General features: G+C 43.3%; 14 protein-coding genes and 1 pseudogene. 2 read left to right on the forward strand and 13 right to left on the reverse strand.

What is annotated here, in order from left to right; translation table 11 throughout:
• Positions 1–291: 291 nt before the first annotated feature.
• The 3 genes from OGM63_RS28895 to OGM63_RS28905 all read right to left on the reverse strand — a co-directional run bounded on the left by OGM63_RS28895 (position 292) and on the right by OGM63_RS28905 (position 2,920).
• The gene (locus OGM63_RS28895) at positions 292–975 is read right to left on the reverse strand and encodes a CAP domain-containing protein (RefSeq protein ID WP_263749196.1); all 684 of its coding nucleotides are present in this window, start codon (positions 973–975) and stop codon (positions 292–294) included.
• Positions 976–1,099: 124 nt separating this feature from the next.
• Positions 1,100–1,807: a CAP domain-containing protein gene (locus OGM63_RS28900; protein ID WP_263749197.1), complete on the reverse strand. Its 708-nt coding sequence runs from the start codon at positions 1,805–1,807 to the stop codon at positions 1,100–1,102.
• Positions 1,808–2,143: 336 nt separating this feature from the next.
• Positions 2,144–2,920 carry a DsbA family protein gene (locus tag OGM63_RS28905; RefSeq protein ID WP_375340537.1) on the reverse strand — a complete coding sequence of 259 codons (777 nt, stop codon included), beginning with the start codon at positions 2,918–2,920 and terminating at the stop codon, positions 2,144–2,146.
• A 264-nt stretch (positions 2,921–3,184) separates the two neighbouring features.
• Here OGM63_RS28905 and OGM63_RS28910 point away from each other — a divergent pair, with 264 nt between their 5' ends.
• Positions 3,185–5,434 carry a DUF1796 family putative cysteine peptidase gene (locus OGM63_RS28910; protein ID WP_263749198.1) on the forward strand — a complete coding sequence of 750 codons (2,250 nt, stop codon included), beginning with the start codon at positions 3,185–3,187 and terminating at the stop codon, positions 5,432–5,434.
• Positions 5,435–5,550: 116 nt separating this feature from the next.
• Here the strand turns inward: OGM63_RS28910 and OGM63_RS28915 are convergent, their stop codons facing one another.
• The 6 genes and pseudogenes from OGM63_RS28915 to OGM63_RS28940 all read right to left on the reverse strand — a co-directional run bounded on the left by OGM63_RS28915 (position 5,551) and on the right by OGM63_RS28940 (position 11,252).
• Complete coding sequence (locus tag OGM63_RS28915; RefSeq protein WP_263749199.1) at positions 5,551–5,742, reverse strand: hypothetical protein; 192 nt, start codon at positions 5,740–5,742, stop codon at positions 5,551–5,553.
• Positions 5,743–5,744: 2 nt separating this feature from the next.
• Positions 5,745–5,867: pseudogene (locus OGM63_RS28920) on the reverse strand (type II toxin-antitoxin system VapC family toxin); the annotation flags it as partial.
• A 530-nt stretch (positions 5,868–6,397) separates the two neighbouring features.
• A complete protein-coding gene (locus OGM63_RS28925) occupies positions 6,398–6,574 on the reverse strand; it encodes an amidase family protein (RefSeq protein ID WP_263749200.1) in 177 nt (58 codons plus the stop codon).
• Positions 6,564–6,707 (reverse strand): hypothetical protein, encoded by a 144-nt coding sequence (locus tag OGM63_RS28930; RefSeq protein WP_263749201.1) that lies wholly within the window; start codon positions 6,705–6,707, stop codon positions 6,564–6,566. The genes OGM63_RS28925 and OGM63_RS28930 overlap by 11 nt, the downstream gene beginning before the upstream one ends.
• Positions 6,708–6,771: 64 nt before the next feature.
• Entirely contained in the window at positions 6,772–8,271 is a 1,500-nt protein-coding gene (locus OGM63_RS28935; protein ID WP_263749202.1) for an acyl-CoA synthetase, read from the reverse strand.
• Positions 8,272–8,621: 350 nt separating this feature from the next.
• Positions 8,622–11,252: a DNA polymerase III subunit alpha gene (locus OGM63_RS28940; protein WP_263749203.1), complete on the reverse strand. Its 2,631-nt coding sequence runs from the start codon at positions 11,250–11,252 to the stop codon at positions 8,622–8,624.
• Between the two features lie 179 nt (positions 11,253–11,431).
• On the opposite strand from OGM63_RS28940, the gene OGM63_RS28945 reads away from it, so the two are divergent.
• Complete coding sequence (locus OGM63_RS28945; protein WP_263749204.1) at positions 11,432–12,724, forward strand: dicarboxylate/amino acid:cation symporter; 1,293 nt, start codon at positions 11,432–11,434, stop codon at positions 12,722–12,724.
• Positions 12,725–12,851: 127 nt separating this feature from the next.
• Here OGM63_RS28945 and OGM63_RS28950 read toward each other — a convergent pair whose 3' ends face one another.
• The 4 genes from OGM63_RS28950 to OGM63_RS28965 form a co-directional block, all read right to left on the reverse strand.
• The gene (locus OGM63_RS28950; RefSeq protein WP_263749205.1) at positions 12,852–13,031 is read right to left on the reverse strand and encodes a hypothetical protein; all 180 of its coding nucleotides are present in this window, start codon (positions 13,029–13,031) and stop codon (positions 12,852–12,854) included.
• A 726-nt stretch (positions 13,032–13,757) separates the two neighbouring features.
• Positions 13,758–17,186, reverse strand: a complete 3,429-nt coding sequence (locus tag OGM63_RS28955) for a DUF7379 domain-containing protein (RefSeq protein ID WP_263749206.1) — start codon at positions 17,184–17,186, stop codon at positions 13,758–13,760.
• A 192-nt stretch (positions 17,187–17,378) separates the two neighbouring features.
• Entirely contained in the window at positions 17,379–20,339 is a 2,961-nt protein-coding gene (locus tag OGM63_RS28960) for a CHAT domain-containing protein (protein ID WP_263749207.1), read from the reverse strand.
• A 1,078-nt stretch (positions 20,340–21,417) separates the two neighbouring features.
• Positions 21,418–23,130: a diflavin flavoprotein gene (locus tag OGM63_RS28965; protein ID WP_263749209.1), complete on the reverse strand. Its 1,713-nt coding sequence runs from the start codon at positions 23,128–23,130 to the stop codon at positions 21,418–21,420.
• Between the last annotated feature and the right edge of the window lie 41 nt (positions 23,131–23,171).

The raw sequence follows: 23,171 nt of genomic DNA on the forward strand, positions 1-23,171 counted from the left end.
TGGGACTGACATATTTTTTTGACATTTGGTAGTTTTAATCTTTGTTAATTAATACTACCACGCCTATTTGTCGTTTTCCGGAATATTCCGGAAAATAGTAGTTATTTGCGGTTCTATCTTTAACAGTGAGAATTGGTTTCCTTTCTTGGTTGCTTTGAAACTCTTACAGAGTCACTCCGTGAACGCAATAGACAACCTATTTGAAAATTAAATATGGGTTATCCACAACCCAACAGACGTAGCACATGCAACGTCTCTACATTAATTTTCACGAAGTTTGTCTAATTAAATTTATTTTTCTTGATATTCTCCAGCATAATCAATCACGCACATTCTTCTATATTTTGCGTGAATTCCGTAAGCGATTCCCACAACTTTGAAATCCCCGTTAAACATGTTTTTTCTATGACCCCGCGACGGTACACCGTCATCTATAATCAACTGCATGACAATATCCTGGGGGTTGTTTAAACCGTAGCTAATACTTTCACCTGCGGTAGTTAGCCCGGTTCCGTAGCGGTTCATTCGAGTGGAAGCGTCACTACCATCGCTTCCGTCGTGACCTATAGCACCTATTTTTCCAGTGTCTTTCACATGATCTCTTGCGGCTAAAGACATATTCTTGGATGTAGTTAAAGTTTCCACCGGACGAACTGACTTGAGAAATGCGATCGCTTCATCGACTGCTTTGACTCCTTCAGTCGTCTGTAAAAAGACACCTTCAGAGATTTTAACTCTGTTGCCTTCAAAGCGTTTTTTATAGTTTTCTAAGACAATAACATAAACAGCAGGATTTGTTCTTACCTGATTTATTTGAGCAATTACTTCCTCTTCCAATGGTGAAAGATTACTCTTCGGTGGGAATAATTCCCGATCTTTTTCACGAGTTTCTAGCACAGAGGAGCTAGAGAAACTAGCTAATAATTTGAGTGGGTCAAATCTTAGAGATTGTATCCCACTCTTGCGTAATTTCATTATCAGGGAGTAAATAATCAACTTCATGTAACTTCACAAATTTTACCAAATATTTTTGATAACAGTTATTGAGTACTATGTATTCAACTAACTAGCTATTAACAAATTTTGCCATCAGCATTTATTAGGAAACAAGTTTTTCTTTATACCCGCCAGCATAATTAATCACGCATATTGTTCTGTATGTAGTGTGAGTTCCATAAGCAACTCCTGCGACTTTAAAAGCAGGGTTAAAGATGTTTTTTCTATGACCGCGATCGCGTACCCCGTCATCTATGATTAATTGCATGACGATATCTTGAGCCGTATTTGGACCATAGCTGATGTTTTCTCCAGCGGTTCTGAGCCAAGTTCCATAACGATTGATGCGAGTAGAAGGGTTGCTACCATCAGCACCATCATGACCTGTTACACCTTTTGCTCCTTGGTCTTTAACGTGATCTCTAGCAGCTAAAGACATCCCTTTAGATGCAGTCAAAGTTCCTACAGGACGGGCTAATTTGAGAAATGCGATCGCTTCATCGACTGGTTGTACTCCTTCTTGCGTTAGCAAATAAGTATTGCCAGAAATTTTGACTTGTTTGCCTTGAAAGCGCTTTTTATAGCTTTCCATAATCGGGATATATGCTTTGGGATTTGTCCGCACTTTGTTCATTTGGGCAATCACCTGCTCTTCTAAAGGTGAGAGGTAACTTGAAGAAGCTAACAAAGTAGAATTAACTTTTTGGACTACAGCCGACTGAGAAATAGATGTATTTGCTCTTACTGGCTGATGAGAAAAGTTAGCTATCAAAGCAATCGGGAAAATGACAGACAATCCTAAGCAATGCATTTATTACCTCACTATTTATTTTCTCAGGATTAACACTGAATCGAACATTAATGTATCAGTTGTAACCTTCAGAACAAAAATAGCCAAGAGTAAGCTTACTTAAGTTGATCGGAGGCAGCAATGCTTGGGGCAAGGATCTCTTAGCAGGGGAAAAAGTACAAACCGAGTGAAATTGTGGCTTAAGCACCTCTGTCCTGCTTTTCATAGCCTCAGTTGTTACCCCACTCGCAAGTGCCGTGGTTTTTCTTTGCTGCTAAGAGCTCGCTGGAAATCGCTGCTTTTTCAGGATCTAAGCGATCGCATCCCTACTTGACAAACCTATGACCAAGAAGATAATTAGTGAGTAGCACGAGCTAAGACTTCTTCCATGTCTGATAGTTGCACCGCACCAGAGAAACTTTCACCATTCATCACAAAGAAAGGTGTACCAGTCAGCCCTAATTTTTGAGCTAGCTGCATATCTTGAAGAATTTCATTATCGGCAAGAGCGCGATCGCTTTTAAACTTATCTAAATCCAAGTTGAGATTTGTGGCAATATCCAAATACTTTGCCTCATTAAGTTGTTTTTGATCAGAAAATAGCGCATCACTATATTCCCAGAATTTGCCCTGCTGCAAAGCTGCCCAAGCAGCTTTTGCGGCTGGTACTGCTTGAGCATGAATTTGTGTCAGGGGGAAATGCTTGTAAACTAATGTCACTTGATCTTGATGCTTTTCCATAAACTGTTTCAGAGTTTTGTTAGCCTCAGCACAATAGGGACACTCAAAGTCGGAAAATTCTACTAAAACAATCTTTGAATTAGGTGAACCAGTAACAGGAGAATTACCAATCACCGCTTGGGGATTGATTTGTAAATTTTTCACAAATGCTTGCTGTGATTGTACTATTTGCTGTCGTTGTTGCTGCTGGTATGCTACGAGAGATTCTAGAACTACCTCTGGATGTTCGCGGATGATTTGCATAACTTGCTGTTCGAGTTTGGGACTGATGCGGCTGGCTGCTTGGGCAGGCAATGACCAGCTGAAAATCAGACATAGCAAGCTTAGTATTACCAAGCTACGTAGGTAATTAAGTAAATTTGTAGACCAATTCAAGAATGTACGCACGTTCAACACTCCCTATAGAGCAAAAAATTTATATTAACTCAGTATTCCTGGAGACAGAAGAAAAGACTAAGATTGGGGGGGAGAAAAGAGCGCTGCAACGAGCGTTGTGTAGGTCTTTTGCCCAAAAATTTGGATTTGTAATAATATATTACGGAATTGTGTGTAACGCTTGTTCTTTGCGGATGATGCGATGGTCAAAATACTGTCAAAGCATCTGTGAGGATTCAGCCTGACTGTGTGGCATTGTATCCCTAAATCAGCAAAAAACCTATGTATCAATTCCAGGTTAGTGCATACACGCAAACTGGAGAATCCATTGGTCTGGTTGGTTCTACTCCCGAATTGGGATTGTGGGACATCAGCAGATGTGTTCACCTCCGCACAAGTGGCGATCGCTACCCTTTATGGCAGACAGACAAAGAAATCGACATTCAGCCGTCCCAGAGAGTTGAATATAAGTATGTACGTCTTGATGCCAGAGGCAATGGACATTGGGAAGCTCTAGGAGCAAACCGTTGGGTGCCGAGCAACCCTGACCAGCAGTCCGGTACTATTGTTGTGGATGATGGGGTATTTGGTTATTTGCAGCCTTATCCATTCGGATACATTCAGGAGACTGCTGTCAAGATGCCCTTGGAGGAAGGGTTTGAAGGTCTAAAAATCGTCGTCATTGGCAGTTCTGTTGCCTTAGGTCATAAAGCTTGGCTGTTGAGAGGTTGGGTGTGGCTATTAGAACAGGCTTTGCAGCAAAAATATGGGCACAGACTCGTAAATGTATCACAAGTGGGGGCAAATGTCAGCAGAACGATCGCCCGGTTTACTTCAATTGTCACACCAGAACAACCAGATGTTGTCATTATTGCCTTGTCTTTAGGTAACGAAGGGTTAGCTTACTGTCCCCCTCACGAACGAAGAGCAATACAGCGCCGGTTTGAAAGCGGCTTGCAGCAGCTTGTGAAAATGACGCGCTCCCTGGGAGCAAGACCAATTTTGGGTGGTGTCTATCCCAATGACGACTATTCTGCTGAACACTACTGGCTGCTAAAGGACACACACAAGCGGATGTTGAATTGGGGTGTTCCCATACTAGATTGGTTGGCAGCCGTGGATAATGGTCAGGGACGCTGGAAAGAGGGGACATCCTTCGACCCGGCTCACCCCAACACCATCGGTCACAGCCTCATGCATCAGGCGATCGACCTGCACCTGTTCCAAATCAACAAAGACGAATTAGCAATAGAATTGCAACGCTTCTGGCAGCCCCATGAAGTCCCCATCTACCTTGACAATGCTGGCTTCTATGTCTGTGCATGTATACAAGAGAAGCGTTTGCGAATCAGGAATTCATCAAAATACACCTACACTATTGCTCCCCATTGGCAAGAACTGCAAACTGCACTGCAAAGTAAGGCAGGATTGATCCCAGGCATCTACATTGCAAAAAATGCCCAGAAAGGAACACTCCCCTTCTTTGCCGTGCAAGAGGATGGCGCGATGGCAACCACAGTACAAATACCCCCTAATGCTGACCTGGAATACAGTGCCGCCTTCAATCTATTTGCGCCGAACAACTCACAAGTTTTGTTCTATGATGGGCATCTGGGGATTTTGCAAAACGACGATCGCCACCTCTGGGTGATCAACGAATCAGACAACGAGTACAACATCCAGCCGATGTGGCAGGAGGTACGCAAGGCACTGAAAGCCATGCCATCAGGTGTCTATGAAGATCCCCTTCATCCCGATGCGCCTTTTCGCACCATGATGATTGGTAACGACGGGTTGGAAAGCCGAGTCAAAGCACCACCCAAGTCTGCCGTGCTTTTCCAATACAAGTGTAAATTATCAGATATCAGCCGTGTCGCTATTCTCCCCTTGGGCGATCGCTGTGCCGTCCGCATGATGCTGTATAAAATGGAATATGACGGTCCGGCTTTTCCCTTTGATCTAACACGCACCACCAATATTGCAGATGTTGCGGATGCGATCGCCAACGGTTTTTATGATATGTGGAATCCTGCCTTCCTGCACTACAGTCCCGATGCAGGCAGAATTTACCACAGCAAGTGGTCGGGTTTGTCTTTTGCCCATGAAGTGGAGGAGACAGACCACCCGACGGGTGATATGTCTCCCGTCCATGAACGGATGCGCGTTCGTTACACGGCACGCTCAGAAAGGTTTTGGTATGCACTGCGGCACTGCGACAAAGTGCTTTTCGTTCGCACAGGAATTAGCGATCGCGGTGGGGTGATTGACCTGGTTAACAAGCTGGAAAAACAATGCCAGGGCAAGCCATTTCAACTCCTGATCCTTTCTCCCCAAGCCAACCATGAGTTTTTAGACCTGCCCAATGTGCTGCATTACAATGTCGAGTTTAATCCCGATCGCATGTATGACGATTTGGGACACTGGATGTACTGCACAGAGGTGATGCAAGGAATTCTGGAATCTCTTGGGGTATCCAGCAAAAACCTTTTTTGGTGTCCACCCAAAATACCGAAGGGATGGGAAACTAGGTAGGGGCGATCATACGATGGCATCTTCTATCACGCGATTTGAGGTTGATCGGGAGTTGATTGCTTTACGACTTGAGGTTAATGTTAGGTGCTGGGGAGCGATCGCCTAACAGATAATTTTTAGCTAGTTGGGTATTGTGACTTGCTATGCAGACGACTGGGTTGTTTGAGTGGCTGTGAAATGATCTGCCGATTACTTGCAGCTTGCTTTTGTCGCAAATCATCACAAATTGCTTGTAAGTCGTAGTTGAAAGCCTTTGCATGTTCTTCTCGAATTCTATAAATCTCTTCAAGAATTTCATCTTTCCACATATCTACTCTCCCATTAATTCGTAGGGTGTACAAAGGGTTGGCAACTCGTATCCGGCATCAAGACTGATTTGGGCTAGCTTCTTCTGGATTTGAGCATTGGCAATATGCTTACAATTGGGATTAAGCTGTTGACTGAAAAAATGGGACTCAAGCCCCGTCATAAGCTTGACGGCTTTATGGTAAAATAGATATAGTCGCCATAGGGCATTAGGAGACTATAAACGAACGTCGAGGGATGATAAGACTATTTCGATAGCACAACCCAATGAAGCGTTAAGGAATCCTCGGACTTTAGGACGAGGAGGTATGTCAATTTCTTATGTTATCCGAAGAGATCACCTATCCAGTAAAACCTCTTCTGGTGTCCACTCAAAACACCGAAGGATGTCCCAAAAGGATGAGAAACAAAGGTAGGTAGGCTCACATCTTGCACAAGCGCCCTAGCGATTAGAAATCGCGGCTATACAAACGAAGTCCGCCTACGCGGACTAACGTAAAATCAAGGCTTTTCAACCTGCGAAGGCAGGTTTTGTCTGTGTAGCCGCGACTTCTAGTCGCCTGGTGCATATAAGTAGGGGCGATCGCTTTTCAACCACTCAAGCCCTTCGACTCACTGCGGGTTGGCAGTAAGTTGAAGTTTAATTAGTACAAATACTCAATAGCCCAATGGATGGCGGAAATCACCAACCACTTTATCAAGTTCAGTAGCGATCGCCAACAACTCCATCTCGCGCCATCGTTTGCCAACAATCTGCATCTTGATCGGTAAGCCATTGTGAGTTTGTCTAATAGGAATCACCACCGCAGGATGACCACTGAGATTAAATGGCATGGTGTAAGCTCCGTTTTGAGTTGTGTTTAGAAATCTGCGCCAAGTAAGCATCGAACACTTCGACAGCAGAGATTTGGCGATCGCGAATCATCTGAGCAAATTGATGAGCGGGTAGAAAAACTAAGTCACTCATAGGTTGATTTCACTCATTTGTCAGATTCTAAGGCTTGATCAAGTTAATTATATTTACTTAAGTTTTATGGTCGAAATAGCTCAACCACTGTCGGCTTAATCACTTTCCCCATCGCATTGCGCGGTAATTCTTCAACTGTCAAAATTCGGGTTGGGATCTTATAAACTGCCAATTGCTCTTTTGCCCAACTCCTAAAAGATTCTAATGTCAACTCGCGTTGCGGTTGCAATACTAAAGCAGCACAAACCCGCTCACCCCACTCTAAATCAGCAACCCCAACCACTGCACATTCCTGAATATCTGGATGCGATCGCAGCACTTCTTCAATTTCTAAAGCTGAAACTTTATACCCTCCCGTTTTGATGATATCCACACTCATTCGTCCGAGAATGCGGTAGTTGCCATTCTCAACTACGGCAGTATCTCCAGTACAGAACCAGCCATCTCTAAAAGCTTTTGCGGTTGCTTGGGGGTTTTGCCAATATTCCAGAAACACTCCAGGGCTTTTGACTTGGATTTCTCCTGGTGTCCCTGGTGGAACCAACTCCCCACCCTCATCCACTAACCTTACTTCCACTTGAGGCAAAGGCTGACCCACATATCCTGAGTACCGTTCACCGTGTAAAGGGTTTGATAGTGCCATACCAATTTCCGTCATGCCATAGCGCTCAAGCAGAAAATGACCACTAATACTCTGCCATTTTTGTAAAACTTGAACTGGTAAAGCTGCTGAACCAGAAACCATTAGACGCATTTTCGCACAGCCTGCGGTCATGCTTTTTTGGCGTTCCTTAGAGGCACTTTCCCAAGCAGAAATCAGCTTCACATAAATCGTCGGTACTGCCATAAATAAAGTTAAGTCACCATCACAAATTCGGTTCCAAACAGTTTCGGCATCGAACTTGGCTAACATGTGGCACTCCGCTCCAGCCCATAAAGCACAAGTCAGAACGTTGACAATTCCATGAATATGATGTAAGGGCAGTACATGCAAAATGCGATCGCGCAGCGTCTCCCCAGGAGAATCGCTAGATGTCCATTCCCAAGCGGTAATTAAGCTAGTCACTTGAGCTTGAATATTGTGATGGGTCGTAACCACACCCTTCGGTTTACCTGTTGTACCGCTCGTGTAGAGAATTAAAGCGCGTCTAGTGATATCTACCTCTGGGAGGGGACGAACATGATCTGGGAGCGTTTGGGAGGTGAGGATAAATCGCAAATTTTGTGCAGTAGCGATCGCTCGCAGTATACCCTCAAAATTGGGATGAGCAACAATAATCGATGCTCCAGAATTTGTAATCACATACTCCAATTCTGGTCGTGGGTGGGAAATACACATTGGTACCGCTATTCCACCAGCAAGCCAAATCCCCCACTGAGTAGCTACATACTCAAACCCAGACGGGATGAGAAAAGCAACTCGCTGCTCCTCTAAATCTTCTGCATCTTGAAGAAGACCTGTTGCTATTTGACTGGAAGTGTGCAGCAAATCCCCATAGGTAAATGCTCCATCAGTTGTCACAATTGCTATTTTCTCGTCATGTTTTTGAGCACGAGTAATCAAAGGGAGATTCACTTTTTTTACCAATTTATGCTTGATTCAGTCTAGTTACTGAAAGCATATAGCAATCTCAGGGATTTTTGGGTAGAGTCTCGCTTATCGGTAATTTTTAGAGGTGGATGCGATCGCGATGCAAAGTCATATTAGTCTCGAAGAAGAGTGCATTTTAACGTACTTAGTACAGCATTTCATAAGTTAATGACGAAAATTTATAACAAAAACTCTGTGTCACTTTGCGCTTACCTCCGCGCTCCTCTGCGTTAAAAAACGCGCTCGTACTTATGCAAAACTGTACTTCGGCTATTAGCCCGCAAGAAGATTGCAGGGTGGGAAAGCAACACAAAATCAAGACTTTATTCTGGCAAACCTTGAACTTGCATCAAATCCAATTTGCGTTCAAATATTTCATCAATCGGCAACATTTGACCATCAACAGTCATAAATTTATGGTCTTTTGTTGCTTGAATAATCGAACCATCTTCTAAGCAATACTCAAAAACTTCTTGCTGACCGCGATTATGCCATTGGGCAATTACTTGAGTATAAATCTTGCCATAACTATCAACACTGTACACACTGCATTCAATGCCTTTATCGACAATTTCCCCAATCGGTAAAAAGCCATATTCTACCGTTAAAACTTCACTATTATAACTTAAACAATATTCTGCAAACTTCAACATGTCGTTGAATAACTTTTCAGCAACTTGTTTGCTAACCCCATTTTTTGCCGAACCATCAATGAATTTTTCGCGTTGCTTTTCCATTTCCGCAACTTTCTTTTTACCCATTGCACGACGCATTAAATCGGCTTGCCCTAAAGTATATCCACCCATATCTTGAGCAATTTTCATAATTTGCTCTTGATAAACCATAATTCCATAGGTTTCATTCAATATGGGTTCTAAAATAGAGTGACCGTATTTAATTTCCTCACGTCCGTGTTTGCGGTTAATAAAATCAGGAATCAATCCTGCATCTAATGGTCCTGGTCGATAAAGTGCCAAAATCGAAGAAATATCTTCTATGTTGGAAGGCTTTAAATCTTTCACTATCTGACGCATTCCCGAAGATTCTAATTGAAAAATACCCTCTAACTCACCAGCTTCTAAAAGTTCATAAGTTTTTTTTACTTCATTTGGTAAGACGTTATGTTCACCTTTAGCTAAAATCTTTTGGGCTTTTCTTTCTTGACGGGTGATTTCATCAGGATCGATATGAATGTTTTTGTTTTGGGCAATTAAATCTAAAGTATTTTGAATTAATGTCAGATTTCGCAAACCGAGAAAATCCATCTTTAACAAACCCAAAGATTCCAAATCTTCCATAAAATATTGGGTAATCACAGAACCATCATTATTCTTTTGTAGCGGCACAATTTCATCGAGAGGATCGGCAGAAATTACCACCCCAGCAGCATGAACTCCAAAGGTTTTGTTAGTTCCTTCAATTCGCATCGCCATATCAATCCAATGACGAACGTGCGGTTCATTGTCATATTTTGCCTTAAAATCTGGCTCTGGAGTATCATTAGAAATCATCACCTTGAGTTTAGTTGGTTTACCCCGCACCACCGGAATTAACTTTGCCATTTTGTCTGATTCTCCATAAGGAATATCCAACACTCTGGCAACATCTTTCAACACAGCTTTAGAAGTAAGTCGGTTAAAAGTGATAATTTGAGCAACTCTATCTGTACCGTATTTCTCAGTTACGTATTCAATAACTTCTTCGCGCCTTTCTATGCAGAAATCTGTATCAATATCCGGCATTGATTTGCGTTCTGGGTTCAAAAAGCGCTCGAATAATAAACCGTGATGTACAGGGTCAATGTTGGTAATTCGCATTGCGTAAGCAACTAGAGAACCTGCGGCTGAACCTCTACCTGGACCGACGGGAATATTACGATCTATGGCGAATTTGATGTAATCCCACACCACTAAAAAGTAGGTGGAAAAACCCATTTTCTGAATCATTTTTAGTTCATATTCTAACCTTTCTTTATATTCTGAATCAACTTCGCTGCGAGATTTACGATTTAATCTTTCTAAAAGTCCTTGCCAAGCAACTTCTTCTGCGTAAGTGTCTGCGGTATGACCAGATGGAATGGGGGGGGTAGGAATGCGAGGCTCATCCATAATTTGGTAAGGCTCGACTTTATCTGCAACTTCTTCGGTAGTATTTATCGCTTCGGCAATGACATCATCTGGTAAATGGTCGCGAAATAGCTGACTCATTTCTTCAGCAGATTTCAGATATTCTGTGCCGCTATAACGCATCCGCTTATCTTCACTAATTAGCTTGCCAGTTTGAATACATAGCAAAGCGTCGTGGGCTTCTACGTCGAAGCATGAAATATAATGGGAATCATTAGTAGCTACTAATTTAATTCCTAATTCACGGGCAATTTTGACAATTTCAACGTTAACAATTCTGTCTTCTTGGGAACCGTGGTCTTGAATTTCTAAATAAAAATCATCACCAAATACTTCTTTATACCATTGAGCGACTTTACGTGCGGCATCGGGTCGATTGCTAAGAATTGCTTGGGGTATTTCTCCACCCAAACAGGCACTAGTAACAATTAAGCCTTCATGGTATTGTTTTAGTAAGTCTTTGTTAATGCAAGGACGAGCAACAATACCTTTGCCTTGCACACCTTTGAGGTGAGAAATTGTAGTTAATTTAACTAAATTTTTGTAACCTTTTGTATTTTTTGCTAAAACAATTTGATGATAACGGGGACGGCGTTCTTGTTTTTCGATATCGCCGTTAATGATATACATTTCGTTGCCAATAATTGGCTTAATATTTCTACTGCGGCAGGTTTTGATCAATTCGATCGCACCATACATGACGCCATGATCCGTGAGGGCGATCGCTTTCATACCGAGTGCAAGTGCTCGATCGATCAACTCCGGTAACTGACTGGCTCCATCAAGCAAACTGTAATCACTGTGAATGTGCAAAGGGACAAAAGACATATACTTTTCCTACCACCAACCAATATTTTTATCGGCATTCAGAATGAATACCCTTTTTAAACAAAATTTTGTCAAGCAACAAGCTCTAAGATTATCTTAGTTTTACCCGATCTGAATCCGGAATTTATAATGTCCAAAGTGATGTTTAAATAAATACATCACTAACTCAGCAACTAGCAATGAACGAAACAGAGAGCATTACTTCGCGTTCCCCCAAACCCCACCGTTGGTGGCAGCGTATCCCTCTCACATTGCAAATTATCATCGCTTTAGTGCTGGCAACCGGCTTAGGAATTGCTTTAGGTGCAGGCAACCCCGACGCAGCCAATAAAGACTTAATCAACAACTTAGCAATTCCGGCTGAATTGGTCCTCAAAGCACTCCGCGCCTTAGCTACACCGCTGATTCTCGTAGCAGTGTTGCATACCTTCATGACTACGAATATTCCCGGTACAGCCGGACGGAAATTAGCTGTATTACTTTTAACTAACACAACCGTAGCAATACTAATTGGGCTTTTAGTGGCAAACGTCTTGCGTCCCGGTACTTGGGGGCGTTTGGCGGCTCCAGAAGGTATAGAAGCAGCCAGTCAAAGTCTTGACCCTTGGAAACTACTAAAAGACGTTGTACCGGAAGCCATCCTCAAGCCGCTGGTTGATAATAACGTTATACAACTGATTGTAATTGCTTTGAGCTTTGGTATCGTTTTGCGGGCAATAAAATCAGAACAAATCGCTGAAGGAAAAAAAGGATACCAAGCGATCGAGGATTTAGTCGGGACTTTGTTTGAAGCAGTAATTCGCATCCTCAACTGGGTGATTGCCTTGGTACCTCTGGCAGTGTTTGGAATTGTGGCGAAAACTGTTGCCTTGCAGGGCTTTTCGCCATTTAAATCTTTGTTTGCCTTCATCGTGGCGGTGCTCCTGGCGCTAGCATTACAAGCTTGCTACTATCTCACTAGAGTCAAATTTGGTTCTTGGGTGAACCCGTTGAAGTTTTTAGCTGGGGGTGCTGATGCCTTTTTGACAGCTTTTTCCACTTCTTCTTCAACGGTAACAATGCCTATCACCTTTGAAATTCTACAGACAAAAATCGGTTTACGAGAATCTTCTGCTTCTTTAGGCGCGCTGGTTGGGGCAAACTTTAATAATGATGGTACTGCCCTTTACGAGGCAATGTCTGCATTGTTTATTTCCCAGGTGATTGGGCAGCATCTGAATTTGGGACAGCAGTTAATTGTAGTTCTAACGTCAATTTTTGCATCGGTGGGGGCAGCGGGTATTCCGAATGCGGGGTTGGTAACGATGACTCTGGTGTTTACTTCTGTTGGTTTGCCGACTCAGTATATCGCTTTGTTGGTTACGGTAGACTGGTTTTTGGATCGCTGCCGCACTGCGATTAATGTGATGGGAGACATGACTGTTAGTGCTTTGCTTGATGGCAAGAAGCCTCGTTCTCTCGACGAAACTTAGACGATTTGGGATTTTGCGTGACTGTCGGCAGAGACGTTCCGTCGGAACGTCTCTACGATAAATTACTGATTCCCAACTAATATTCAGCGATGCCAAAATCTCAAATCTAAAATTGGTAGGTGGCTATTTAATGCTGTTGCGGTCCTTTGGCATCACATTCTTTAGCCCAACACCTTTTAATAAGTTCTATTCGCCAGATGTTGGCAAAACGATGAGGATTTAATACCAACTTATTATCATAGCTAAACAGCGGCTGGTTGAGATATTGCCAGAGGGGAAATTTAATCTTTTTGTGTTCTGGGGTCATGGGAAAGGCAAAATATTATAAAAGCGTTGTGGTAGTAGTTGGCATTTACTATAAAAGATGCTGACTACAGAGATTCTAGTCAAACATTACACATTATCTATTCAATTGTCTTTGTGACAATTGCGGAATTTTGTCATATCGATTCAAGTATTTGAGTGTTTCTCGCTGAGAAAATATATAAAATTGATGGCAGTATACTGAAGAAGCAAGATATAAGATTTTTGCGGACTAATTGCCTGGGACTAAAAGCACCGCTGATGGTATTGATATCGCGCGGGCAAAACATTATTGTGGTTTTCAATTGGATGGAATACATCAAAGAATTAAGGAATTACACACAAACATATACAAATACTGATAAGGTGATACTTCATCCGGATAAGAGCCGATACAATAAACCGCCTTGGCTATTGTTTAGCCAAAGCGGTTATAATTAGCGATCGCCAATTAATCGTTTGTGAGAATTCGTGTTAAAATCGGCGCTGACTAGTAATGATTGCCGGATTTGCGATGGCGAACCGCAGTCACCGCATCAGGTTTGAGTAATTTGCGTAAGTTTCTGGCTGGTAGTATCTGTCAAATGTCAAAGTCCAAATCCCTCCCTCTCTCTTAATGATCAGTCTTTAACCGGACACGATATAATTCACTGCCACTTCCTCATAGTTATGAGCTAGTACCAGTGACTAGGTGCGCGATTGCGTGCACCTGGTCACCGCAACTCTTGTATTAAACCGATAAGCTTGTTACCCAACGCTTGACTGCTTCCCGTCCTTGGAGAATTTGGAAATACTCGAAGTGATCGCAATCTAATACTTCAATTGTCAGCTTTGGGTAGGCTTCGCCCCTGACACCGCGCATACTAGACAGCCCAATCACTACATCGTTTTTCTCCCCAAATAAGCTGTCTAGAGTTTGACCCAGCACTTTCTGTGCAAGCCGATTGAGAAGGTTGCTCTCCTCCTCACTCAACCGATTCTCTCCCGATAGCACTAAGTATGGGACATTTGACGGCTCTTTTAGAGCATTGAGCCGTTCTTGGATACTGGAGTTGACTGTCAGGTCTTTTAAGCCAACTCCTTGCTGGGAAAGCTGCTCTAACAACGAGTTGATAGCTCCCAATGGTGGAATAATTGAAGCACGATTGATCAGTACCGTGAGCAGGTAGACTAATCCCTGGTTGAGTGTAGCGAGTGTCGTACCACGATTGGGAGCACCCGCCATTACTAACCCATCAACAAACTCGTGTCCCCCAGAAAGTTCTACCATACAGCGAGAAACCAGACTACCCATACTGTGAGCATAAACGTGTACTGTAATCTGGTCGTCAGGACCGAAGCCACATTGCTGCTGTAAGGCTAGAGCTAGTTTAGCGCCATTCTCTTCGACGCTCGTGCCAAACGTCTCGTAGTCCCAAGTTAGTAGATGCTTGTAAGGGAAAACCTCATCGCGCAGGAAAGGAGCAAAGGTTTCGACCATCTGTCTAGTGTCTGCGGTGAATCCGTGGACAAAAAGAGCTACCGTATCACCTGGTTGGAACTGGTTTCGCTGAATATCGCGGTACTCAAAAAAGCCATCAACCAGTTCTGCACGCCGCAGACCTATCTGTGGGGTGTAGCGACCCATCTTTTTATAAACAAAGAGCTGGATGGTGCGCCCGATGCCGCGCTTAGTGGGAGTAACAGAAGGTGGTAGTTTTTCTACGTTCACAGTATTTGCACTGACTGCATAGCCGACTGGCAGGTAGTCTTCGCCATCGAAAGCTATGGGCAAAAGGTCTGCTACTTGCTCATTGGCAACGGTTGGCAATTCCAAGCGTAGCGGGTTCTCCCGTGTGATACTCTGGCGCGATGTCTCGTCCACATCAAAGGAGATGACAAGCGCTGAAGAGCCAAAACTGCTATCAATACTACGTGTTCCCGAACGTCCAATAGGTTGAAAAAGGTCTGGGAATCGGTCAAGACCAGGTGGTAGCTTTAAACTGGGGTTCCCAGATATACTCCGAGTGGCTTGACTCCAAGTGGTTACAGTAACTTCACCCTGAAAACCTTCAGGCTTAATTAGCGTAAGTTTATCGTTCAAGCTAATAGTTCCGGCTGGGGTATTCAGCGTTGTGGTTTGGAAACCACGCACGACAGTAACAAAAAGAGAAATTGTTGCCCAGTCTTCTAAGTCTTCTGTTTCATCAGAGCCAGCAAAGCGCTTGCCAGACAGAACACAATCTAACAGTCGTCCTAAAGCGGAAGAAGAAGCTGCTCTAGTTCTTTGAGGAGGTTGAACGTTGAGTTTTTCCTGCTCCAACCCCTTGAAATCAGTGGGGTTAGTTGTAACAATAACTTTCAAATAATCCCGGCAGGAATCCCATCCCACAGGCAAGGTGAAGTTTAACGGCTTTTTCCGGTTGTCGAGACCTATGATAAGCTTGCCACCATTCGGTTCAATGGCATCTTTTTGACCCAATTGTGGATACTTAAGTTTGATACTGTAATCAGGATTCAGAAGCAAAAGGTGAGCATAAATGTGTTTCGACGATTCGTTAATCACTTCTAGAACGTACCGATTGGAGTCCTTGCGTTCTGGGTCGAAGGTAAGGGTGATTTCCCCACCTGTGCCAACAGCGCCTGTGGGAAGTTCTTGCATATGAGAATTATCAGCACCCGTTACATCATAACGAAGTAGACGGAGTTTCACCTTGCCAACTAGCTCGGATTCTGGCTCTTCATTTACAAGATGCTGAAGAGTGCGGTAGCGAACAATACTTTCTAGGGAATGAAGTACGGCTATCTCATCACCGCCCCCATCTTTGATGTCTTCTGGAACGACTAGCTGTTCACCCGTGGTGTTGTAGATGTTCAACTTCCCATCAACAGCCTTAACTCGCAAATCAGCTACTTGATCGCGATTTTCTAGCACCTTCAAGTAAGGTGAACCGCTACCCAAATTTGCATCAAGGATTGCTTGCAAACGTGCGATCGCTTTCTGGTTTTCTTCTCCTGGATCTGCTTCTAGAGCTACTGTCTGGTGCAGTCCGGCATAAACTTGTTTGGTGATCAGACCACGGGCGAAAATGGGAATAGAAACAATAGGCGCACCCTCCTTGATGCTTGCTTTGGCTGTAGTCGCTGACACTGAGGTAACTTCAACTGTTGTCAGAACTGCTGGTAAATCCTTCTTAGTTTGCACTTGCGGTGGATAGAGAGCCAGTTCAGTGCCCTTACGCAACCCATGTATCAAACCAGCCTCCAGAGTAACTTCATTCCCCTCTACCTTCTGCACGGTAATGAAGGGATCTCGCTCGACCCGCACTCCTCCAAATATCACTCGGTTGCGATCGCCCTCACACTGGGGCATCTGTGAAGGGTATTCTGTATTCACCTTAACTGCTACCTGCTCGTAGAGTTCGGCATAGGTAGTGTTTGGGGTTATTTTGCCCAGAGCTTGCAAGGTGAAGTAGGTCAGCGCACCATGCCATACTCTGTTCCCTTCATCAGGGCTGAAATATTCGTTCGATAATTCGTGGTCGCGACAACCTGCTAGGAGGACGTGGGTGATACCTTCCGCAGCCCAGCCACTCGCACCCGTCCCTCGACGGGGTGCGCCTTCTAGGATGCCAGTATCCAAGTCAGGTGGTGGGATGCGATTGTCGGGTTCAACATTGCGGGTTTGAGCCAGATTTGGCTCGCGAGTCCCCGAACCGGAATGGCAACAGTCGAGAATTACAGTAATATTATTACCCTTGCGCTCTGCAAGTTTATCCAGCAAAGCAGCAAGGGTCTTATCAGGGATATCAAAAACCCCTGGAGTTCTACTGTCATGGGGAACGAGAGTTTCGTTTTGTCCGTCAGGCTCTTTCGGGTTTCGCATCTGAGAACCATGACCACTGTAATGAAAGAAAATTTGGCTTCCTGGCTGAATGTCTGGATTGTCAATGAAAAATTCCTTAAAGGTTTGAAGGATATTAGTGCGAGTCGCCTCTTGGTTAGTCAAGACACGGATCTGATTTTCGGGAACACCCAGTTGATTTATGAGGTAAATCCGCATTGCCTTAACATCATTGACGCAGCCACTAAGCTTTTGAAAATGCAGGTATTCATCAATGCCAATTAGTAGCGCCCATAAGGAAGAACCATTGGTGACATGAAGTTGTTGTGCAGTCATAATTTATCTCCTGAAATTCGCAAGTATTGGACGCTGATTTAAGTTCTTGAGTTTGACCAATCTACTTCCCAAAAGACATAGACATGAAAATGAACTATGCGCTGTCCACAACCCTTGTAGAGACGCGAAATTTCGCATCTCTACATTGTTTTCTGGAGATGTCTAAAGGATATGGGTGAGAGCATGTGCAACTTATGCAGCTTTTTGAAAGATAGATTGCGATGCTTCGCCAATGAGTGTAAATGCAGCCCAATCTATTGGGTTGGGATGTTTTTCCTTAATCGTTAGCATCGCTTGCCGCAGGGCTTGGGCTTTGTTATCGCCTCGTTGTAGATTTTGATAAAACTCAACCATGAAGGAGGCAGTGGGAGCATCTGGAACTGACCACAGTGATGCAATCACACTGGGAACGCCTCTAGAAATAAAAGAGCGAGATAACCCGATCACGCCATCCCCGGTTAATCGTCCCTGTCCAGTGTTACAAGCACTCAGAACAACTAACTCAGCTTTTAGCATCTTTAAATTCATGATTTCTGTAGCTGTAAGCCAACCATCATCTGTTCCTGACGGTGCTAAAGCGATCGCTCCTGGCACCTTTAATTCATCAGCGTCATCGAGTAACCCGTGAGTTGCTAGATGAATAATCCGTGCTGTAGGCATCCGCTCGACAATAGCAACCTTAGTGGCTTCTGAGCCTATAAATGCTTCGGTATTCAAGAGGGGAGCGATTTGTTTGGCTTCCTGTTCTGCACCTGGAAGAGGAATCAACTGATGAGATTTAAAAGGCGGCATGGTCGGATTGCCTACCACCAGTACATCCTGAAGCTCCATCTTTTGGACTCGTTGCTGGTGCTGGCGAGTTATTTCTAGAACTTGGATGGAAGGAGCGGTGAGGATGGTGTGCTGCGAAATCAGATATTTACCAGAAGCATCTTGGAGGGCTGGGAAGGGAACAAGAAATAAGCTGTTTTGGGGGATAAAAATGACCCGCTCATCTGCATCTTTTGGCAAAAACTCAGTAATAGGTTCGATCAGGATTTGATAAAGTTGTTGTAATTGTTTGTTGTTTCCTTGAATAATTTCGTTATCATTATCGTCCCCATCCGAGCCAACAAAACGCGTTCTTGTAGCACCAATCGATTGACGGGCGATCGCAACCAGATCTTCCAGAGATGTATTAAATTCCTGCAATAAAGGTTTGAGGTCAACTAGGCGAAAGGCAATTTCGACCGTAGGTTTGATAACCCAAATCAATAAAGTACTTGACCACAAAATTGAATATTCAACCAGTGTGGCATTTTGCTCTTTAGCGATTTGTTGAATCTGCTGGAGAGTGGGAGAAGTGATTTCTCTTTTTTCAGCTAATTGCCCCTCTAAGTCCTTGCTCAATAACTCTACGAGCGCCCTAGCTCGACCGCGTTCAGCAATTTCCAAAGCAGCCAAGGGTTTCTCCCGGTCAATGAGAGTAGCTTGCAGTAGCTGGTAAGTTCTGGCTTGCTGCTCAAAGATTGATACTTTAAAGTCATCACGGTCTTCCAATTTCCCCCGTACAGATTCCCAGAGGTTAATTCCCTCGCGCAGGTTGTGTTCTGCTTCCTCAATTTGACCTAAGTAGAGGAGAGCAAGTCCTATATCAGTTAGAGTACTCGCTTCCCCAGAATAGTTTCTGAGTTGCTTCATGATTTCCAAACTCTGCTTGAACTCATTCAGCGCTTCGGGATATTCGCCCCGTGCAAGATAAATGCTTCCCCGAAAGCCTATAGAGTTCCCTGTACCGATCTGATCCTTAAGTCTCAGCTTGATTTCCAAACTCTGTTTGTTGTAACTCAACGCCTGATCTAATTCCCCTCGGTTATAGTAAATCCCTGCCAGGGGTTGTAAAGCATTAGCCTTTTTCTGCAGAGCCATCTCCCGAAACCGATCATCATTTTTCTTTTTAGCAATGTCCAATATCTTCTCAGCAATATCCAAACTGTCTTGGTAATATTTTTCCGCCTCGGCTAATTCCCTCTTCCTTGTGTGATAACCTCCCAGACCCTGCAAACAGCTTATCTTGAGTTCGCCTCCAGCTTCAATATCTAATTCATTAGTGATGTTCAAACTCTGCTGGTAGTATTTTTTTGCTTCTGCTAATTGGTCTAACGCTTGGTAATCAGTACCTAGACAAAACAGAGCGCTAGCTTCTAAAAAGTCATTCTTCAAGTCACGAGCGATCGCCAAACGCTCCTCGTTTAACTTTATCGCCTCACCATAATTGCTCGTGTAATAATAAGAATCTTGCAAATGGTACAGAGCATCCACCTCTTTTTCGAGGTCGCCTGTTTCTTGGAAGATGACTTTAGCCGGCTCATAACACTTTATTGCCTCAGGGAAATTCCTCGACTCACCACCAGCCGAATAATGAGCTTTTCCTATACAGGTGAGAGCAACTGCCTCTCCGTGACGATAGCCTATCTCCTGAGCAATTCCCAAACTCCTTGTGCAGATATCTATAGCTTTGTCTTTGTCCCAGCTATAGGGAGGATTATAAGAGCGTCCTAAGGCATTGAGAATATCTACAAGTAGTTTCTTACCAGCTTCAATATCTATCTGTTCGGCGATCGCCAAACCCCGCTCGTAATTATTTCTTGCACTGTCTAAATTATTTCTTGCACTGTCTAAATTATTTCTTGCCATGTCTAAATGCCATAAGCCTTGATAATCAATTCCTAGATGGAACAGAGTTTCAGCCTGGAAAAAGGGCTTTTCAAAGCTTTGTGCGATCGCCAAAAGTCGCTTGCTTGACTCTATTGCCTTGGCATAGTTATGTGTATTACGGTAAAAGAAACGTATATAGCACAGAAGTATCATTTCTATCTGCTGATAGCTTCTTTCCTGGCAGATGGTCAAAAGCTGCTCGTAGTACTCTATCGCCTTGGAAAACTCCTGACTTCCAAAGTTACCATTTTTCAGAGTAACTAACAGATTAAAGACGACAATCTTTATTAAGCGCTCAAAGGTCTGTATGTCGTTTCTTGTTGCCAGATTTGTTGCATAATCTAGCATTGTTTGTACCAACCTAGCATCTATCAAGTTTTGGTTGGCTCTCAAAATAGCTGGTTCTTCACCATTCGCACAGTTTAGCAGCGCTTCAATCAGTTCTTTGTTGTCCATTGTTTTATTGCTCCTTAGTGTTGTAAACTCAGTTAATATTCCCTCTTGCATAAATACCAAAATGCCAGGTGGGACGGGTTGCAATTATCTGCTAAAATCCAACTTTAACTTGTGGAAAAAAACAGGTAGAATAAAACTGCTTCTTCAGGTAATCTATAACGCTAATGTAAATACCTCCTAGTTTTTTGATTATTTTTTGTGCAATCTGTACACACCTACAAATGCAGAAATGGTAATTTCGGAAAATATGTTATTTGAAAAGTAAATATAATTAATTGGCGTTTAGACTAGTAGTCTGTCAATTTGATTTTGAGGGATTGTTTGTACTATCCGAAACCTTGTAGAGACGCGAAATTTCGCTATCCGAAACCTTGTAGAGACGCGAAATACGAAGTCTCTACATCCTTCATTTTTATGTTGACAGACTACTAGTCAGGAGTGCAAAACTCCAAACCTTTACGGCAATTGATGTACATCAAATATAAGCGCACCCACCCAAAACTTGAGTAGGGTTTTCATAGTACCTTTGAACTAAAAATGCCCCCAGGGCAATTCCCGGACGCGATCTAGGGGAAAGTTGGGATTTTATCGTTGGGTTGGCTGGGGAATTATCGCTCAGAATTTAACTATTATTAGTCGAAAAAGTCTCGAAAATAAAATAAATTATCACGTTGTTGTTTGAAGTTTTTACTATCAAATAAAAATGAATTTAATCAAATATTAGACTATCAGAAATAGCGAGTAAAATCGTTATTTTTTTTTAGATTGATATAGTTGACACATACAACTATTGATTATTAACAAAATTTTATATCTCAATACGCGGGCGTGTTAAGGTTTTTGGTACTGATTTTAGACCTGTAGAGACGCGAAATTTCGCGTCTCTACACTCGTCCGATCGGGCTTAACACCAACGGTATTGTTTTATATCTGATTTATTCAACAGTTTCGCACTCCTAACTAGTCTAAACACCAAAAATTAATATGAAACGAAGTAATGGATAGCAATTTTGGTTTACTGAGTAGGGATAAGGGCAAAACCCTTGCCCTTTCTCCCAATAAGTGCAATCAGCGCATCCTAATAATGATTGCCCGATTTGCGATGGTGGACGGCAGTCACAGCATCAGGTTTGAGTAATTTTCCGTTGTCAACGGTGGCATAGACAACCCAGTGATCGCCACATTCCATGCGTTGGTTGACAGAACACTCAAGATATGCTGAGGCTTCGGCAAGGACTAAACAGCCATTTTCGGCAATTTCTGTAGAGAAGCCGGAAAATCGCTCTTCACCAGGGGCAAAAGATTTGCGGAAGTGCTTGACAAAATCTTGTTGATTGCCTTCAGCTAAGATGTTCAGGGCAAATTTACCCCCAGAATACATCAAAGATTCGATCGCTCGATCTTTGGCTATACCAACGGTGATTCCGGGTGGGTTAAAGGTGGCTTGGGAAACCCAAGCACCTAACATCGCTGTGGAGACTTCTCCTTGCTTTGCCGTCAGAACGCACAATGAACCGACAATTCGACCAACGGCTTGTTCCACAGGAGTTACAGCTTGTTGTGGCAAACGCAATTTTTTCGCCTTTTTCAAAGTTTGGGCAAAGTCTGTACCGGTTTCTTCACACTGCTTGAGAATGACATCAGAGGGTTTGAATTTGACACGCATCGTTTCAAACCCAAACCGATATCCAGCATCTCTGAGTTTGCCTTCTATTAAATCAAATGCTTCGCCACTCCAGCCATAGGAACCAAAGACACCGGCGAGTTTGGTATTGTCACCAACACCAAGGACAAGACCTAAAGCTGTTTGTACTGGGGTGGGTGCATGTCCACCAAGGGTGGGAGAACCGATGATAAAACCATCTGCCTTTTCCACAGCAGCGCGGATTTCATCAGGTTCGGCAAATTCGCAGTTGATTGATTGTACCGCAACTCCACCTTTAGTTAATCCCAGAGCGATCGCTTGGGCTAAAGTTGCTGTATTGCCATAAGCTGAAGCATACAATAAAGCAACTGTTATCTCACGACTCGTTTGAGAATGACTCCATTCTTCATAAGAATTGATCAACTCGACAACACCGTAACGCACCAAAGGTCCGTGACCGGTTGCGATCATTCTCACTTGCAGTTCTGATAGTTTCTCTAAAACTGCTTGGACGTGAGTTGCATGAGGCGCCATCAAACAGTCATAATAATACCGCTGGTCTTCTTTTAAAGCTTCGCGGTTTTCATCAAAAACTTGTTCCCCACAGATATGAGATGCAAATAACTTATCTGTGTAGAGAATTTGCGTTTGTTGGTCGTAGGTACAAAGACCGGCGGGCCATCTTGGACTCGGTGTAGGAACAAACTTTAAAATATGACCCTTACCTAAATCTAAAGTTTCTTTCCCGCGCATGACGATGATTTTTAAATCTCGGTCTGGGAAAGTAGTACGCAAATCTCCTGCTGCTGGTAAGGAGCAAACAAAAGTAATTTGCGGTGCAAGTTCTAGCAGCGCTTTGAAGGTAGCGATACGGTTAGGACTAAAGTGACCTAAAATTACATAATCCAACTTTTTAAAGTCGAAAGAATGCCGCAATCCTTCGATAAAAATATCAGTGAAGGTTTCCGCTGGTGGGTCAACAAGTGCAGTTTTATCACCTTCGATTAAATAGCAATTGGAAGTTGTACCTCTTTCCAATGCATACTCAATTTCAAACCGCAGACGCGACCAGCTACGCGCTCTCATTACTGTAGTGTTTGTGGCGATCGGTAAAACTTGAACGTCACGGGGTTTGGAATCGCTCATAGGTGTGGAGTGAAGGGTGAGATAGCGTTTGAGTGATGAAG

This window comes from Plectonema radiosum NIES-515 (assembly GCF_025753815.1).
In the GTDB taxonomy this organism is placed as follows: Bacteria; Cyanobacteriota; Cyanobacteriia; order Cyanobacteriales; family Nostocaceae; genus Hassallia; species Hassallia radiosum_A.